Below are 17,272 nucleotides of genomic sequence, written 5' to 3'. Positions count from 1 at the left end.
CCTTGTGGCCCTTTTCATTCTTTATCTTTATTACTTCATCTTTAAGCTGTTTTAGCTTCCAAAGTTTCTACCGAATTTATTTTTCCATTAATTGGAATTTGCTTAGGCTTAAGCGCTTCAGGAATCTCGCGCTCAAGTTCAATAAACAGTAACCCGTTTTCAAGATTTGCAGCTTTCACTTTAACGTGGTCAGCGATTTGATATTTTCGCTCAAAGCCGCGTTCAGCTATACCTTGGTGTAAGAACTTAGTTTCTGTATTGTTGGCTTTTTTCTGCTTAGTTCCAGTAACAATCAATGCATTTTCTCGAGCAACGATTGATAACTCATCTTCAGCAAAACCTGCAACAGCTAAAGTAATTCGATAATGGTTTTCGTCTACCGCTTCAATATTATAAGGCGGGTAACCATTGTTTTGAGATTGGGCACTTTGGTTAGAAGCCGCTTCAATAAAACTAGCTAAGCGATCAAAACCAATAGCGGTGCGATAAAGAGGTGAAAAGTCATATTGATTACGCATTGTATATTATCCTCATAGAGCAATAAATTGTATTGGACCAGCACTATTGCTGCGTCCCTTTCTAAACAGCACCCACCTATGCGGCATCCTGTTATTACTATATATGGGGGTAAGTTTTACTCTTTCAAGTACAAAAAAGGCAATATTTTCATATTGCCTTTTTAGTCTTAACCTTTAACGCTATCGATTACACGTCAAGGTTTTCCACGTTCAACGCGTTAGCTTCAATGAAGTTACGACGAGGTTCAACATGGTCACCCATCAAAGTAGTAAATAATTGATCACAGGCAATCGCATCTTCAACCGTTACTTGCAGCATACGGCGAGTTTCAGGGTCCATTGTAGTTTCCCACAATTGGTCTGGGTTCATTTCACCTAGTCCTTTATAACGTTGAATATATAGACCACGACGTGACTCAGCCATTAACCAATTAAGCGCTTCTTCAAAGTTCTTAACTGGCTTGGTTTTCTCACCACGCTTAATGTAAGCACCTTCTTCGATCAAACCATTTAACTTGCCATGTAAACTACAAATATCTTGGTAGTCATTTGAAGCAAAGAACTCCGGCTCAAACTTAAATTGTACGTCAACACCATGTTGGCGAAGCGTAACTACTGGATAGTAGATATCACGTTCTTCGTGTTTTTCTACTTCAATAGAGTAGTAGTTACCACTTGGCAATTCAGCATTAATTGGTGCAATAAGTTCTTCTGACCACTGCTCTAACACTTCATTGTCTTTTAGTTCTTCAACGCTAATAGGACGCTGATATACCATTTGGCTAAGCAGAGCAATTGGGTAGCGACGAGACAAACGCTCGTTGTTTTTCCATACTCGACGGTACTGGGTTACTAAACCTTCCAACTGTTCGCCACCAATAGCAGGCGCTTCAGGGTTTACATGCAATCCTGAATTATCCAAGGCTAAAGTAGTTAAGTATTCTGTTAGTGATTCTTCATCCTTAACATAGCGCTCTTGTTTACCTTTCTTCACCTTATATAAAGGAGGCTGAGCAATATAAATGTAACCACGCTCAATAATTTCAGGCATTTGACGGTAGAAGAAAGTTAGTAGCAAGGTGCGGATGTGCGAGCCATCCACATCCGCATCGGTCATGATGATGATGTTGTGGTAACGCGTTTTATCCGGGTTATATTCATCTCTACCAATGCCACAACCCATTGCGGTAATAAGAGTAGCTACCTCTTGAGAAGAAAGCATCTTATCAAAGCGGGCTTTTTCTACGTTTAAAATTTTACCTTTTAGCGGAAGAATAGCTTGGTTCTTACGGTTACGCGCTTGCTTAGCACTACCTCCCGCAGAATCACCCTCCACTATGTATAGTTCAGAAAGAGCAGGATCTTTCTCTTGGCAGTCGGCCAGTTTTCCTGGTAAACCAGCCAAATCTAGCGCACCTTTACGACGAGTCATATCTCGTGCTTTACGAGCAGCTTCTCGTGCGCGAGCAGCATCCAAAATTTTCTGAGTGATAATTTTGGCTTCTTGAGGGTTCTCTAGCAAGTATTCACTTAGTTTCTCACCCATGGTCTGTTCAACCGCAGACTTAACTTCTGAAGAAACTAGCTTATCTTTAGTTTGGCTTGAGAACTTAGGATCAGGTACTTTAACCGAAACAACCGCAGTTAAACCTTCGCGAGCGTCATCACCGGTCGCGTTATTCTTGTCTTTCTTGTTAACGCCTTCCTTCTCCATGTAGCTATTTAGAGTACGAGTTAACGCCGCTCTAAATCCAGCTAAGTGGGTACCACCATCTTTTTGCGGAATGTTATTGGTAAAACAATAAACGTTTTCCTGGAACCCATCATTCCACTGCATCGCTAATTCAACAGCAATGCCATCTTCACGCTGGAAGTTAAAGCTAAATGCTTTAGGGTGAATCGGCGTTTTGTTGGTATTTAGGTAAGATACAAACGCTTCAATACCACCTTCATAACAGAAGTGATCTTGCTTATCATCACGCTCATCTTTAAGGATGATCGATACACCCGAGTTCAAAAATGATAATTCACGTAAGCGCTTAGCAAGAATATCGTAGTGGAATTTAGTATCAGAGAAAATCTCTTCACTTGGCCAAAAACGTAATTCAGTACCTGTTTTGTCGGTATCGCCTACTACAGCTAAAGGTGCATCCGGTTCACCTAAAGTGTAAAACTGTTCGTAAACATGTCCTTGGCGCTTAACTGTAAGTTGTAACTTAATAGATAACGCGTTTACTACAGAAACACCAACACCGTGCAAACCACCCGATACTTTATAAGAATTATCATCGAATTTACCACCAGCGTGAAGTACCGTCATAATTACTTCAGCTGCAGATACCCCCTCTTCTGGGTGAATATCAACAGGGATACCACGACCATCATCAGATACAGATACCGAACCATCGCTATGAATGGTAACAACCACATCTGTACAGTGACCAGCCAATGCTTCATCGATAGAGTTATCTACAACTTCGAAGACCATGTGATGTAAACCTGAGCCATCATCGGTGTCGCCAATATACATCCCAGGACGTTTTCTTACTGCATCAAGGCCCTTTAGTACCTTAATACTCGATGAGCCATATTCATTTTCAGCCATGTTTTACTCTCGTTTTATAGTCGCTGATAACACCATGTTCCACGTGAAACATTGTGCATCCTTCTAAATCAAATCCATCTAGCATTTGTTCCTCAATTGCAGAAACAAAAACTTGAGACCCATGTCGTTGTAAGCACGTTGCCAACAACTGTCGTTTAGACATATCTAGTTCGGCAGCAAAATCATCAATAAGGTATACAGTTTTCTTACCACTAGTTTGTTGAGCATGTTGCCCTTGCGCCAATATTAGTGCGCACACAAATAGCTTTAACTGCCCTCTCGAGATTAAATCAACCGCATTGATGCCATTAAACTTAAACTTTAAATCTGCTTTGTGAGGCCCATATTGGGTATAACCCAACATTCTATCCCTCTCAAAACTGCTTTTTAGCAAATCAGCTAAATCGCTTTGTTCGTCCCAACCTTGATAAAAGGCTAACTCAAATTTGTATTCAGGAAGAAACTCTTCAACCAAATCAAATAGAGTCGACTTAATACTCGTAACATACTCCAGCCGTTGCTTACTAACTACTAGAGCCAGTTCTACAAGCTGCTTATCCCAGTAAACTAAGTCTTGGTACTGACGCGTTTGTTTTAACAGTGCGTTACGCTGTTTCAATATTCGTTTATAGTTCTGCCAAGCACCGTGAAACTGATGTTCCACGTGAAACACTCCCCAATCCAAATAGGCTCTTCGATGTTTAGGACTACCATCTACTAAGCCGTATCCTTCGGGGTGAAGAATCTGTATAGGCAACAAAGAGGCAAGAACCGCTTGGCTACGTACCGTTTCTTTGTTAATTCTTAAGGCTGTGTCTCCGCCTTTAAATTTTTGCAAACCAATTTTGTGTTCCTCCAACTGAGCAAACACTACAAAACTGTCTTGCTGGTAACTAATCACCTTACTGGCTCTATTACTACGAAAAGACCGACCAAAGCCCAAATAATAAATAGCTTCTAGTACACTGGTCTTTCCGCTGCCATTTTTTCCCAATACCACATTAAGCTGTGGATTGAGGTTAAGGCTGGCACTTTCTATATTTCTAAAATGTTGTAAGCCTAAGCTTTGTATCTGCATCTAAACAGTTCTACAAACGCATTGGCATAACAACATACATTGCTTTGCCTGTTTGCTCTGCGTCTTCAATTAGCGCACTGCTATTGCTGTTACTCATGTTAATACGAATTTGCTCGCACTTAAGCGCATTAAGCACGTCGAGTACATAAACAACATTGAAGCCAATCTCTAAGTCTTCGGCGTTGTAATCAACATCCAAGATCTCTTCGGCCTCTTCTTGTTCAGGGTTGTTAGCAGTAATATTTAAGGTGCCTGACTCTAGTTGAAGTCGCACACCTCTAAATTTTTCATTAGACAAAATAGCCGCTCGTGAAAATGCTTGTTTAAGCTCATCACGACCCGAGATCAAGGCCTTATCGCTATTTGCTGGAAGCACGCGGCGATAGTCAGGAAAGCGACCATCGACCAATTTGCTGGTAAACGTGTAACCTTGAACACTTGCCCTGATGTTATTACTGCCAATTTGCAGTTCAACCAATTGGTCTTCGTGTTCCAACATCCGGGCCAACTCAATTACGCCCTTTCGTGGCACAATCACTTGTTGCGGCTGTAAAGGCTGATCAAAAGTTTGCTCTGCTAAGGCCAATCGGTGGCCGTCGGTAGCAATGGTTTTTAAGCCTTTATCGTCGGTTTCAAACAACATACCGTTTAAGTAATAACGAACATCTTGGCTCGCCATAGAAAACTGTGTGCTATCAATCAGGTTCTTTAACTGACCCTGAGTAAGTTGAATAACTTGCTGACTTTGCCAATCTTCAATATTAGGAAAATCAGTGGCAGGTAATGTAGCCAGAGAAAAACGGCTGCGGCCAGATTTAAGCACTAAACGGTTGTCATCAGCCTTACAGCTAATTTCACAACCATCTGGCAAGCCTCGGCAAATATCAACAAACTTTTTAGCCGGTACGGTTACACGCCCTTCATTTACTGCGCTCTCTAAAGGAAGCGTAGCGATAAGCTCTACTTCCATATCGGTGCCAGTGATAGACAATTGCTGATTGCTAATATCTAGCAATACGTTACCTAAAATAGGAATAGTTGGGCGCCCACCGAGTGCGGCACTTACCTGCTGTAAAGGTTTAAGCAGTTGTTCCCGATTAATACTAAATTGCATACTTAATAACGCCTCTCCGATTATGACGATAATGTACGAATTAAATTCTGGTAATCTTCTTTGATGTCGTGACTTTCTTCTTTTAACTGAGCAATTTTACGACACGCATGTAATACCGTAGTGTGGTCTCGCCCGCCAAAAGCATCACCAATTTCTGGCAAGCTATGGTTAGTTAGCTCTTTGGCCAAGGCCATGGCTAACTGGCGTGGACGAGCCACAGAGCGAGAACGACGCTTAGATAGCAGGTCTGCCACTTTAATCTTGTAGTACTCTGCGACGGTTTTTTGAATATTGTCGATGGTGACTAGCTTCTCTTGCAGCGCCAGTAAATCGCGCAAAGCTTCACGAACGAAATCAATAGTAATAGCGCGCCCAGTGAAATTAGCGTTAGCAATCACCCGGTTCAACGCCCCTTCTAGTTCACGTACGTTAGAACGTAAGCGTTTGGCAATGAAGAAAGCAACTTCGTCAGGCAGGCGGATATTATTTTCGTTAGCCTTAGTCATTAGAATAGCCACCCGCGTTTCTAACTCAGGCGGTTCAATAGCAACAGTTAAGCCCCAGCCAAAACGACTTTTTAAACGGTCTTCAACGCCGTCGATTTCTTTAGGGTAGCGATCACTGGTAAGGATGATTTGCTGATTACCTTCTAACAGTGCATTAAAGGTATGAAAGAACTCTTCTTGTGAGCGTTCTTTATTAGCAAAAAACTGAATGTCATCAATGAGCAAGGCATCTACACTGCGGTAGTAGCGTTTAAAATCTTCTATCGCATTGTTTTGTAATGCTTTTACCATATCCTGAACAAAACGTTCAGAGTGCATATACACAACTTTTGCGTTCTTTTTATTAGCAATAATGCCGTTACCCACAGCATGCAATAAGTGAGTTTTACCTAAGCCGGTACCGCCATATAGGAATAGTGGGTTATACGCCCCACCAGGGTTATTAGCAACTTGCGTAGCTGCCGCCCTAGCCAACTGGTTTGATTTACCTTCAACAAAATTATCAAACTGGTAGGTGGCATTAATGTTGTTGCGGTGATTAGCTTCTAAAGCTGACTTAACAGCGGGTTCCTTATCCCAACTTTTACCTGAGTCATTGTTATTGACGTAAACATTTCTCACACCTGTTGGAGCAGGCTCGCTTTTAACTGTAGCGGTTCTGGTTACGCTTGCAGGCTTACTGCCTACCTCAAAACGCAAACTAGGCTTATCACTTCCACAAAACTCTTCGAGCAAGGCGTTCACACGAATCAGGTATTTGTCTTTTACCCAATCGAGTACAAAACGATTTGGTGCATACAACACCAATAGCTCTGCATCTTGTTCTACTTGAAGTGGTCGGATCCACATACTAAATTCTGTTGCCGGCAATTCATCTTGTAAACGTACTAAGATTTGTTGCCAAAGAGACCCACTCACTCGCGACTCCGCGTTATCACCAAAAAGACCGTCTATTTTATAACGGAAGCCGCTTAAACTCTAGGTTTCTTATGAATTATTCACAAGCAGATAACAAATATGTGAATAACATTCTGGTCACCACATAACAGCTTGGTTATTTGATATAACAACAGCGTATTTGTGCAAATATCATCTATGAACTAGAATTTTTTGCCATACACTACTCGCTGAATAGAAGAATCGAAATGAAACTACTAAATAAATCACGATTACTAATGGCTTTACTGCTGGTTAGCCTAAGTCCTTGGTCAGCATTTGCTCAAGATACCGTCAAAGTGGGTATGTCTGGTCGTTACTTCCCCTTCACTTTTGTTCAGCAAGACAAGCTACAAGGTTTTGAAGTTGATGTATGGGATGAAATAGCTAAACGTAACGACTGGAAGGTTGAGTACGTTACCGCAAACTTCTCTGGCCTATTTGGCATGTTAGAAACAGGTAGAGTAGATACTATTTCTAACCAAATCACTATTACTGATGAGCGTAAAGCCAAATACTTGTTCTCACATCCTTATGTTGTAGACGGTGCGCAAATTGTTGTGCGTAAAGGTAACGACGAGATAAAGGACATTAACGATCTTAAAGGCAAAAAAGTAGCAGTTAACCTAGGTTCAAACTTTGAGCAGCTATTAAGAAAACACGACAGCGATAAGCAAATAAATATTGCTACCTACGACACCGGCATTGAGCAAGACGTTGCCTTGGGTCGCTCAGACGCTTTTGTTATGGACCGAGTATCATCTTTAGCCTTGATTAAAAAATCTGGTCTACCCTTAGCGCTAGCAGGCCAGCCATTCGAAACCATTGAAAACGCGATGCCTTTCAAAAACAACGAAGCAGGCCAAGCCTTACAAGCAAAAGTAAATGCTAGCTTAGAAGCAATGCAGCAAGATGGTAGCTTAAGCACAATATCTGAAAAATGGTTTGACGGGGACATCACCAAATAATGTCAACTTTTGACTTTAACTACATGATGGAATTGTTCCCAATACTGTTTAAGTATTTGGGAACAACCATGGAAATGGCTGCTATTGCAGCCGTTTTTGCGTTAATACTGGCCTTAATCTTAGCCCTATTTAGGGTATTTAAGCTGCCAGTGCTCAACCAATTTGCAGTGGTGTTTATCTCGTTTTTCCGTGGTACTCCATTGTTAGTCCAACTATTTATTTTGTATTACGGTTTACCACAAGTATTCCCAATACTGATTGGCTTAGACGCCTTTAGCGCATCGGTCATAGGTTTAAGCCTGCATTTCTCGGCATATAAAGCAGAGAGCATTAGAGCAGCAATAAACTCTATTGATAAAAGCCAGTGGGATGCTAGCTATGCGTTTGGCATGACCCGCATGCAAGCGCTGCGCAGAGTAATATTACCGCAAGCATTACGTACCGCGTTGCCGTCTTTAATGAACTACCTGATTGATATGATTAAGAGCACCTCTTTAGCATTCACCTTAGGGGTTGCCGAGATAATGGCCAAAGCGCAAATGGAAGCTTCAAGTAGCTTTAAGTTCTTTGAATCATTTTTAGCTGTTGCACTTATTTATTGGGCCGTAGTGGCCGTGTTTACCCAGCTACAAAACGTAGCAGAAAAACGATTATCCAAGGCTTATTAGCATGATTAAAGTATCCAACCTTAGTAAAGCCTTTGATGGTCAAACAGTGCTTAACAGCATCGATTTAGAGGTTAAAGAGGGCGAAGTTGTTGCTATCATCGGGCCTTCTGGAACGGGTAAATCTACTTTTTTGCGCTGCATTAACTACCTTGAGCAACCAGACTCAGGGACCATTAGTGTCGACAATTTGAATGTTGAGGCAAAGCATCATCAACAACAGGATGTATTGGCATTACGCAGGAAGTTGTCTTTTGTTTTTCAAAACTACTCCTTGTTTGCCAATCTAAATGCTGAGCAGAATATCGCCGAAGCGTTAATTACTGTGTGGAAACAACCGAAAGCGGAAGCACTGAATACCGCCAGAGAGATCTTAAGCGACATTGGTTTAGCGGATAAAGCCAAACATTACCCTAGCCAACTTTCGGGTGGTCAACAGCAACGAGTAGGTATTGGTCGAGCAATGGCCACCCATAGCAAAGCCATTTTGTTTGATGAGCCCACCTCGGCACTAGATCCTGAATGGGTGGGCGAAGTGCTGGCCCTGATAAAGAAACTGGCCCAGCGAAAGCAAACTTTAATTATTGTCACCCATGAAATGGCCTTTGCAAGAGAAGTGGCGGATCGAGTGGTATTTATGAGTGATGGGACAATAGTAGAGCAAGGTAGCCCAGAGCAACTATTTAACAGCCCAAAAGATCCCAGAACTCAACAATTTATCTCTCGAATTGTAAAGCGCGGCGAAGTCTAATTAAATAGATCTGTTGCACCTATATATAGGAGCACTATAATGCCGCCCAAGATCCAAAGGATCTTTTGAAAAAGAGTATTTAAGATTAAGCGATATTTCGTTTGACTTAGAAGTGGCGAATGATTAGAATTTCGCCTCTTTTTTACCCGGTGCGCCTACCATTTTGGTTAATTGCACCGACTGTACAGTAAAAAACTAGCTAGCAAGAGTAATAAATATGAAACGTACTTTTCAACCAAGCGTATTAAAGCGTAAGCGTAGCCACGGTTTCCGCGCTCGCATGGCAACTAAAAACGGCCGCCAAGTTTTGGCACGTCGTCGCGCTAAAGGTCGCGCAAGTTTGTCTGCATAATTAAGTGCAAAGACAAACTTTTGGCAGGGAGTTACGTTTGTTAACTCCCATGCATTTTAAACACGTATTCTCCAACCCCGTTCGTGTGGGTACTCCTCAACTCACCATCCTTGCAAAAACCAATACTCTCTCTCATCCTCGTTTGGGTTTAGCTGTTTCCAAAAAAAGTATTAAACTCGCTGTAGGTCGTAATCGTATTAAGCGTTTAGCAAGAGAAAGCTTTCGTCTACATCAGCATCAATTACCTGCAGTAGACATTGTGGTTATTTCCAAGAACGGTATTTCAGATTTAAGTAATCAAGAATTGATGAAGCTTCTGGAGAAATCATGGCGAAGACTAACGCGCCGTTGCGAATAATCGCAATTATGCCGATAAAGGCTTATCAATATGTGATAAGTCCACTACTTGGCCCGCGCTGCCGATTTACGCCATCGTGTTCAGACTATGCGATTGAAGCAATTAATTTGCACGGTGTGATAAAAGGTTGTTGGTTAGCAAGCCAACGTCTATTAAAATGCCATCCTCTACATCCTGGCGGACACGATCCGGTTCCAGGTTCCGAAAAAACAAATAGTGATTAACTAATATTATGGAATCTCAACGCAATTTACTGATAATTGGGTTGCTGTTTGTAAGTTTTCTTATATATCAGCAATGGCAAAAAGACTACGGCCCACAGCCTGTAGTAGCAACTGCCACCAATACTGTTAACGCAACTGGTGCGAATGCAAATAGTGATGTGCCAGCCAGTGCATTATCTCACGACGATTCAGACTTAACTCAAGCCACTTCGGCGGGTCAGTTAATCACTGTAACGACAGACGTATTAAAACTTAAAATTAGCGCTCAAGGCGGTGATGTAGTAAGTGCTGAGCTATTGGCTTACCCAATAGAAGAAGACTCTGCAGACCCGTTTGTGCTACTTGAAGAAAACCCGAATTTTACCTACATCGCCCAAAGTGGTTTGATTGGTCGTGATGGCCCAGACGCTAACGCCAATGGTCGCCCTGTTTATCAAGTAAGCAGCGACAGTTTTGAAATGACCGATGGCAGCGATGAATTGGTAGTAGCCTTTACTTACCAAGACGAAAACGGCAGTAGCTTTACTAAAAGCTTTACCCTTACCCGCGGTAGCTACGACGTTAAAGTAGATTTTGATGTGACCAACAATGGTGACAACGCTTTAAGTCTGCAACTTTACAGCCAAATTAAGCAAACTGAAAAAGAGCATAGCTCTAGTATGGTAATGCCTGTTTACCGCGGTGGCGCATACTCAAGTGAGTCTACGCGCTACTCTAAGTACAGCATCAAAGACATCAAAAAATCTGACCTAAGTGAAACCACTACAGGTGGTTGGGTTGCCATGATGCAGCATTACTTTGTAACGGCTTGGCTACCAAATGCTGGCGACACCAATCAACTGTACTCTAACAGCAACAATGGTTTTGTGTTCATGGGTTATAAAGCTCCTGTACAAACCGTTGCGCCTAGCCAAAGTGCTAAGTTAAGCAGTGCATTGTGGGTGGGTCCTAAGCTTCAAGAACAAATGGCTGAATCAGCTAAGCACCTAGATCTTACTGTAGATTACGGTTGGTTATGGTTTATTGCTCAACCGCTATCTAAGCTGCTTAAGTTCTTCCATAGCTTTGTAGGCAACTGGGGTGTAGCTATTATCCTGATTACCTTCACCGTTAAAGGTTTGTTGTACCCGCTAACTAAAGCGCAATACACCTCAATGGCGAAAATGCGTTTGCTACAGCCAAAAATGGCAGCACTACGTGAGAAGTATGGTGACGACCGTCAGAAAATGTCGCAAGGCATGATGGAACTCTACAAGAAAGAAAAGGTTAACCCCTTAGGTGGCTGTTTCCCTATCTTGCTGCAAATGCCTATCTTCATTGCATTGTATTGGTCATTAATGGAAAGCGTAGAACTGCGTCATGCACCGTTCTTTGGTTGGATTACCGATTTATCGGTTCAAGACCCGTTTTACATCTTACCAGTGCTAATGGGTGTGAGCATGTTCTTCATTCAGAAGATGTCTCCAACTACGGTTGCTGACCCAATGCAGGCTAAAATTATGCAATTTATGCCTGTTATCTTTACCGTATTCTTCTTATGGTTCCCAGCTGGTCTAGTACTTTACTGGCTAATGAGTAACGTGGTAACGCTGATTCAGCAAACCATTATTTACCGTAACCTAGAGAAAAACGGCCTGCATAAACGCTAGGCACAAAGTTTAGCTACAATGCTAAAATGCCATTCAGTGAAAACTGAGTGGCATTTTTTTTGACGCATAATTTCAGAGAGAGTCAGCATGAATTCAAATGATACGATTGTGGCCCAAGCCACAGCACCTGGTCGTGGCGGCGTAGGTATTATTCGTGTATCCGGTCCCTTATCACAACAAGTGGCAGAAAAATTATTGGGTAAATGCCCTGCTCCTCGTTATGCCGACTACCTAGCGTTTAAAAACCTACAAGGCGATACCTTAGACCAAGGCATAGCTTTGTATTTTAAAGGGCCGAACTCCTTCACCGGCGAAGATGTATTAGAACTACAAGGCCACGGCGGTCCAGTAGTGATTGATATGCTAATCCGAGAAATAAGCCAGATAGACGGATTGCGAATGGCGCGCCCAGGTGAGTTTAGTGAGCGTGCTTTTCTCAACGATAAGCTCGATTTAGCCCAAGCAGAAGCCATTGCAGACCTTATTGAAGCTACCAGTGAGCAAGCTGCTAAAAGTGCCTTACAATCGCTACAGGGTGAATTTTCTAACAAGATTCACAGCTTGGTAGAAAACGTTACTCGCTTACGTATTTATGTAGAAGCTGCCATCGATTTCCCAGAAGAAGAAATCGACTTTTTAAGTGACGGTAAAGTTCAAACCGACTTACACGCGATTATCAATGAGCTAAGTACTGTTCAAGCGCAAGCACGCCAAGGTTCGCTATTACGAGAAGGCATGCGTGTGGTTATTGCGGGTAGGCCAAATGCGGGTAAATCAAGCTTACTGAATGCGTTAGCGGGCAAACAAGCCGCCATTGTTACCGACATAGCCGGCACGACTCGTGATGTATTGCGCGAGCATATCCATATTGATGGCATGCCCTTACACATCATCGATACCGCCGGTTTGCGAGAAGATGCCGATGTAGTAGAGCAAATAGGTATAGAGCGCGCCTGGGAAGAAATCAATAATGCTGATCGGGTGTTGTTTATGGTGGATGGCACCACCACTGAAGAATTAGACCCCGTAAAAATTTGGCCTGAATTTGTGGCGAAGCTACCCACCAATATGGGCATGACGGTAGTGCGAAACAAAGCCGATGTTACCGGCGAAAGCTTAGACGTAGTAATGGATCACGGACACCCTGTTTATAAGATTTCAGCTAAAACCGAGCTAGGCTTAGCAGAGCTAAAAGACCACCTAAAACAATGCATGGGTTTTCAAGGCAATATGGAAGGGGGTTTTATGGCGCGTCGTCGCCACCTTAACGCCATCGAACTTGCAGCAGAACATTTAGACAATGGCAAAACCCAACTAGAAGTTTATCAAGCAGGTGAACTGTTGGCCGAAGAACTGCGCTTGGTACAACAACACTTAAGCGAAATTACCGGTGAGTTCAGCTCCGACGATTTACTTAGCCGCATTTTCACCAGTTTCTGTATCGGAAAGTAAAGTGGGCAAATAAGGGAAATTAACGGCAAACAACGACAACTAAGCTACTGATTTTATTAGATCTCACTGTTCGTTAGTTTTCATTAGTTTCCGTTATTTTCTAATTATGGTCCCCAATTGGACTCCATGACATGCTAATCGCACCGATTGGGGCCCAAATGGAGTCCAAAATGAAAATTTCTATTCAAAAACGAGCACTTAGGGTAGATGATACACACTCATTACGCTTGGTTTATGATCATGGTTACACTGTAAAAGCTGTAGGTGAATCCCCAAATAAGCGCAAGCGCAGCTACGAAACCTTAGATTTATTTGTTTATGACCAGCCAAAAACCTCTCAACAACGCCAGCACAACAAAGAACAACTACAACTTGCTGAAGCAATAAAAAGTAAAAGGCTCGTTGAGTGGCAATCTCAAAAGCATGGCTTTGAAGATCGAACTAAACGTTCGGCCAGTTTTATCGACTACTTTCAGCAGCAAGTTAGTATCAAAGAACAAACCACCTCAAGATCCAATCATTCAATCTGGATATCTGCACGTAAGCACCTGCTGTTGTATTGCGGAAAGCATGACCTTAGCTTTGATGAACTAGATAAAGACTGGTTAGAAGGCTTCAAAACTTATCTTATGAATGAAGCAAAAACAAAAAGCGAGCAAGTATTGTCCCGTAATACTCAAAGTACTTACTTCAATAAGATCAGGGCTTCCATCAACGAAGCATATCGAGATGGCGTAATTCGCAAAAACCCTCTGCGGCAAGTCGCCAGTATTAAAGAAAAAACATCTAAAAGGGTTTACCTCACCCAAGATGAGCTCAAAGTGCTAGCGCAAACAGATTGCCGTTACCCTATCCTCAAAAGAGCGTTTTTATTTTCATGCTTAACGGGAATGCGTTGGAGTGACATTCAAAAGCTCACTTGGGCAGAAGTTGAAACCTTTCAAAATCACAAACGCATTACCTTTGACCAAAGCAAACTCTCGCATGGCAATGCAAAAAGTTTACAGTACCTAGATCTACCTAAATCTGCAGAGCAATTACTGGGAAAGCCCAAGACATCTAGTGAACGTGTTTTTAAAGGTCTGCGCTACTCCTCATACACTAATGTGGAGTTGTTAAGGTGGTGCCTAGCGGCTGGTATTAGTAAGCACGTCACCTTTCATTGCGGCCGCCATACTTTTGCAGTAATCCAACTTTCACGTGGTATTGACATCTATGCCGTCTCTCGACTGCTTGGCCATAGTGAACTAAAAACAACTGAAATTTATGCCGATATCATCGAGCAAAAGCGCATGGATGCAATGCTTACTTTTCCTGAAATAAAAATAATTTAGGAAATTTATTAAAAAATCTGCAAATCCTAAAAATAACTTGGGCTTTAGCGATTACCAATCATAAATCGGTAATCGCTAATGGCAGGAAATAACGAAGCAGCACTAATGAAAATGGTACTGGAACAACTAACCAAAGTACGAACAAGCGTCGCTGAAATGGAGAGAAGATCCAAAATAGCTGACCTAACTAATAAGCCAATTTTAGATATCAATGAGTGCGGTATTTTACTCTCAATGACATCTGCACAAATCTATAAGTTGACCTCGAGCCGGGAGATCCCTCATTCAAAAATTGGAAAACACCTCAGATTCAACCGCGAGGACATCATTGAATGGGTAAAGAACAACCGTATCGCCACTCGGCGCGAAATAGAGCGAAGAGCTTCAAATCATGTAACTAAGCGAAAAGCGGCCACGTAAGCCACGAACAACTACAGCTAAACTTAAACAAACCTTTGTAGCTGGTTTGCCGTACGCTAAGTGATTATTGGACAAAAGCGTGTTACAAAGATCCTTTGTACTAAAGCATACAGGAAAAGCAAAAGTATGACTGAAGTAGAGTTGACGTCCGCAATGCCGGACAACTTCTATCAAAGCAGAAAGAATTCCCGAGTGTTTGCTAAACGTTACTTGCACTATCAATGGTGGCTTCTTATCTCCTTCAGCGTTCTTACTTCGCCCCCAAATTACGAATAAATCCCAATAACAAGACGGCCAACAGTTACAGTTATTGTGGGCTTGCTCTCCAAGCCCTTGATTTAACATAGAGCCGGGTTAAATATGCATAAGGGTGATTACGTTAAATATGTTGGGTGTGCGATAACTTCTATATGGGCTTTGGATTTACTGCGTTTTTCTGGGCTATAGACTCTTCTAAAACACTAATGCGTTCACTTAGCAACTTAACATTATGCTCAATAACAACCTTAGAAACCGATGGTGATGCTTTTGCTAAGTGCTCACTAAGCTTTGAATGGAATGATTTCATCCAAACGAATTCAGGATAAAGCTTATGCTCAACGTCACAATTATAGTTTAAACGTTCTACAAAAATACTTAGCAAACTACGTTTAGCACCATTAGGTAGATTTAGAAACGCGGTAAAAAATGCATCTATTGGAGCAAACTGTAAAATAGGGGTGTCCGCGTAATGCTTTTGCTCATTAGACCAGCGAAATAATGATATAAGTCTTTGTGGATCAGTATTCATCGCTTCAACAAAACTAACTGCATCTTCCTTCATTGAAACAACCTTGATTCGAAGAATAAATTCATTAATCGCATTCGAGATTAATTGGAAATCTGCATCTTCTCTACAGGTATAACCTAAACCTTGATAAGAACCATATCCATTTAGTTCTTCAAGCAATTCATCACTGATTTCAAAAGTTTTTTCATTATCAATATCGTTTAAATAGTCATTTGTATCGTTCAATAGCTCTTGCGGAGTTTTATCTAGTAATTTATTTTTTGAGTGCATTAAAAATAAACCCAAAACATGCTTTAGTTCGCAAAGATTCGTAAAATCCCGATCTTCAAAGGACTTAAGCACAGATTCTTGTAAGACTATAAACTCTTTATCTTCTAACTCATAAAAATACCATAACTTCTTCCAATCAGGCGTATTCTCTTTTGAGAAATATCTTGATTCTTTAAATGCAGAATTTATTTCTAGTGCATTAATATACCCCGCCTCAAAGAACCGTTTCAAATAGCCAATATCAATAATCGAGTCTAGAAATGTTATAGAGTACTTATCCTTAATATCTTTAAATTCATCTTTCCTATTGGATAGCTCTTCGTCAGGCATCGCTAGGTAATTGATGCCAATGCCATAAAGCTGTGCAACTTGTTTTGGCAATAATCTACCGGCATGGACTTCCATAGAAACAGAGATAAAGACCGCAAGGAAATGTTCCATTAGGTCAACATTATTGATGACCTCTCTATCCAGCAGTCCGAACCAGTACCCTAGGTCGAGAAAGCACTTTCTAAGTGAACGAAGGTTTTTATAGTTTGACTCATTGAAACTATTAACGACGGTTTTCTTATATTTATACAATGATTTCTGATGATGCTGCGATACAAGCTCCTCGACGAAATGATCAAAAATTCTATCTACGTCAGCTTCAACTTCTACGGTTTTACCTATCAATTTCTCTTTTATGCTTTGATACTTTTTATTCGAATTCTCAATAGCGTCGGAAAGTGCGACTAACTTAGTTTCATCTGCAATCAAAAGAACTTTGTAGCCATCTTTTTCAACAAAATAATTGATATAGCCTAAAATAATTTGGATGTCCATTGAGCATCTTTCGAGATCATCAAAAACCAAAATACATTTTTTTGTGTCAGTTAAGTATTTAGCCAGATTAATATCAGGAACACTAACATTCGCGGTAGCATCAGCCTTACCATCGCCATCCAAATCAATTTTCAGCGCTCCCTTTAAAACACCTTTAGCAATTTGACCTGCAAACATCATTTTTTTACTGGCTAAAACGGGATGTAGCTGTTCGAAAAACTTCGCTTCAATATCACTAATATCACTAATGCCATACAAGCTTACACTTAGAAATTTCAATTCGTTATTCGCAATTTTCATGCTATCAATGACATCTTTAACTAGATGTGACTTACCACACCCCCAAGCGCCTTTTATTAACAATGCGTACTCAGGAGGAACTTCCATCGAGCAGTAGTATTCAATTAACTTTCGAGCATTTTGGTTCAAGTCTGACACAGGTTTTCCTTTCTTATTA

Annotated in this window: 16 protein-coding genes; 10 read left to right on the top strand and 6 right to left on the bottom strand. The window is 41.4% G+C overall.

Features of this window, described 5'->3' with window-relative positions; genetic code table 11:
* Positions 1–41: 41 nt before the first annotated feature.
* From FFR00_RS11685 to dnaA, 5 genes are all read right to left on the bottom strand, one after another.
* Positions 42–518 carry an Hsp20 family protein gene (locus tag FFR00_RS11685; protein WP_137673580.1) on the bottom strand — a complete coding sequence of 159 codons (477 nt, stop codon included), beginning with the start codon at positions 516–518 and terminating at the stop codon, positions 42–44.
* Between the two features lie 187 nt (positions 519–705).
* Entirely contained in the window at positions 706–3,123 is a 2,418-nt protein-coding gene (gene gyrB, locus FFR00_RS11680) for a DNA topoisomerase (ATP-hydrolyzing) subunit B (protein ID WP_137673579.1), read from the bottom strand.
* Positions 3,116–4,201 (bottom strand): DNA replication/repair protein RecF, encoded by a 1,086-nt coding sequence (gene recF, locus FFR00_RS11675; RefSeq protein ID WP_137673578.1) that lies wholly within the window; start codon positions 4,199–4,201, stop codon positions 3,116–3,118. The genes gyrB and recF overlap by 8 nt, the downstream gene beginning before the upstream one ends.
* Positions 4,202–4,211: 10 nt before the next feature.
* Positions 4,212–5,315: a DNA polymerase III subunit beta gene (gene dnaN, locus FFR00_RS11670; RefSeq protein WP_137673577.1), complete on the bottom strand. Its 1,104-nt coding sequence runs from the start codon at positions 5,313–5,315 to the stop codon at positions 4,212–4,214.
* Positions 5,316–5,335: 20 nt separating this feature from the next.
* Positions 5,336–6,739, bottom strand: a complete 1,404-nt coding sequence (gene dnaA, locus FFR00_RS11665) for a chromosomal replication initiator protein DnaA (protein WP_137673576.1) — start codon at positions 6,737–6,739, stop codon at positions 5,336–5,338.
* Between the two features lie 227 nt (positions 6,740–6,966).
* Here dnaA and FFR00_RS11660 point away from each other — a divergent pair, with 227 nt between their 5' ends.
* The 10 genes from FFR00_RS11660 (at position 6,967) to FFR00_RS11615 (ending at position 14,930) form a co-directional block, all read left to right on the top strand.
* Positions 6,967–7,725, top strand: coding sequence for an amino acid ABC transporter substrate-binding protein (locus tag FFR00_RS11660; RefSeq protein WP_137673575.1), 759 nt, complete (start codon positions 6,967–6,969; stop codon positions 7,723–7,725).
* A complete protein-coding gene (locus FFR00_RS11655) occupies positions 7,725–8,393 on the top strand; it encodes an amino acid ABC transporter permease (protein WP_137673574.1) in 669 nt (222 codons plus the stop codon). The genes FFR00_RS11660 and FFR00_RS11655 overlap by 1 nt, the downstream gene beginning before the upstream one ends.
* A 1-nt stretch (position 8,394) precedes the next feature.
* Positions 8,395–9,141 (top strand): amino acid ABC transporter ATP-binding protein, encoded by a 747-nt coding sequence (locus tag FFR00_RS11650; protein WP_137673573.1) that lies wholly within the window; start codon positions 8,395–8,397, stop codon positions 9,139–9,141.
* 217 nt (positions 9,142–9,358) lie between these two features.
* The gene (rpmH, locus tag FFR00_RS11645; protein ID WP_016400276.1) at positions 9,359–9,493 is read left to right on the top strand and encodes a 50S ribosomal protein L34; all 135 of its coding nucleotides are present in this window, start codon (positions 9,359–9,361) and stop codon (positions 9,491–9,493) included.
* 49 nt (positions 9,494–9,542) lie between these two features.
* Complete coding sequence (rnpA, locus tag FFR00_RS11640) at positions 9,543–9,851, top strand: ribonuclease P protein component (protein ID WP_373681410.1); 309 nt, start codon at positions 9,543–9,545, stop codon at positions 9,849–9,851.
* Complete coding sequence (gene yidD / locus FFR00_RS11635) at positions 9,821–10,075, top strand: membrane protein insertion efficiency factor YidD (protein ID WP_137673571.1); 255 nt, start codon at positions 9,821–9,823, stop codon at positions 10,073–10,075. Before rnpA ends, yidD begins: the two co-directional genes overlap by 31 nt.
* A gap of 8 nt (positions 10,076–10,083) precedes the next feature.
* Positions 10,084–11,724 (top strand): membrane protein insertase YidC, encoded by a 1,641-nt coding sequence (gene yidC / locus FFR00_RS11630; protein WP_137673570.1) that lies wholly within the window; start codon positions 10,084–10,086, stop codon positions 11,722–11,724.
* 87 nt (positions 11,725–11,811) lie between these two features.
* On the top strand, positions 11,812–13,176 hold the full coding sequence (mnmE, locus tag FFR00_RS11625; protein WP_137673569.1) for a tRNA uridine-5-carboxymethylaminomethyl(34) synthesis GTPase MnmE: 1,365 nt from the start codon (positions 11,812–11,814) through the stop codon (positions 13,174–13,176).
* 170 nt (positions 13,177–13,346) lie between these two features.
* On the top strand, positions 13,347–14,510 hold the full coding sequence (locus FFR00_RS11620) for a site-specific integrase (RefSeq protein ID WP_137673568.1): 1,164 nt from the start codon (positions 13,347–13,349) through the stop codon (positions 14,508–14,510).
* 78 nt (positions 14,511–14,588) lie between these two features.
* Entirely contained in the window at positions 14,589–14,930 is a 342-nt protein-coding gene (locus FFR00_RS11615) for a helix-turn-helix domain-containing protein (protein ID WP_137673567.1), read from the top strand.
* A 406-nt stretch (positions 14,931–15,336) separates the two neighbouring features.
* On the opposite strand, the gene FFR00_RS11610 is transcribed toward FFR00_RS11615, so the two are convergent.
* Complete coding sequence (locus FFR00_RS11610) at positions 15,337–17,253, bottom strand: P-loop NTPase fold protein (protein WP_161985155.1); 1,917 nt, start codon at positions 17,251–17,253, stop codon at positions 15,337–15,339.
* Between the last annotated feature and the right edge of the window lie 19 nt (positions 17,254–17,272).

Source organism: Agarivorans sp. Toyoura001 (assembly GCF_005405585.1).
Classification (GTDB): domain Bacteria; phylum Pseudomonadota; class Gammaproteobacteria; order Enterobacterales; family Celerinatantimonadaceae; genus Agarivorans.
Note: the sequence above shows the minus strand (reverse complement) of the source record. Positions and strands in the feature narration are given on the sequence as shown.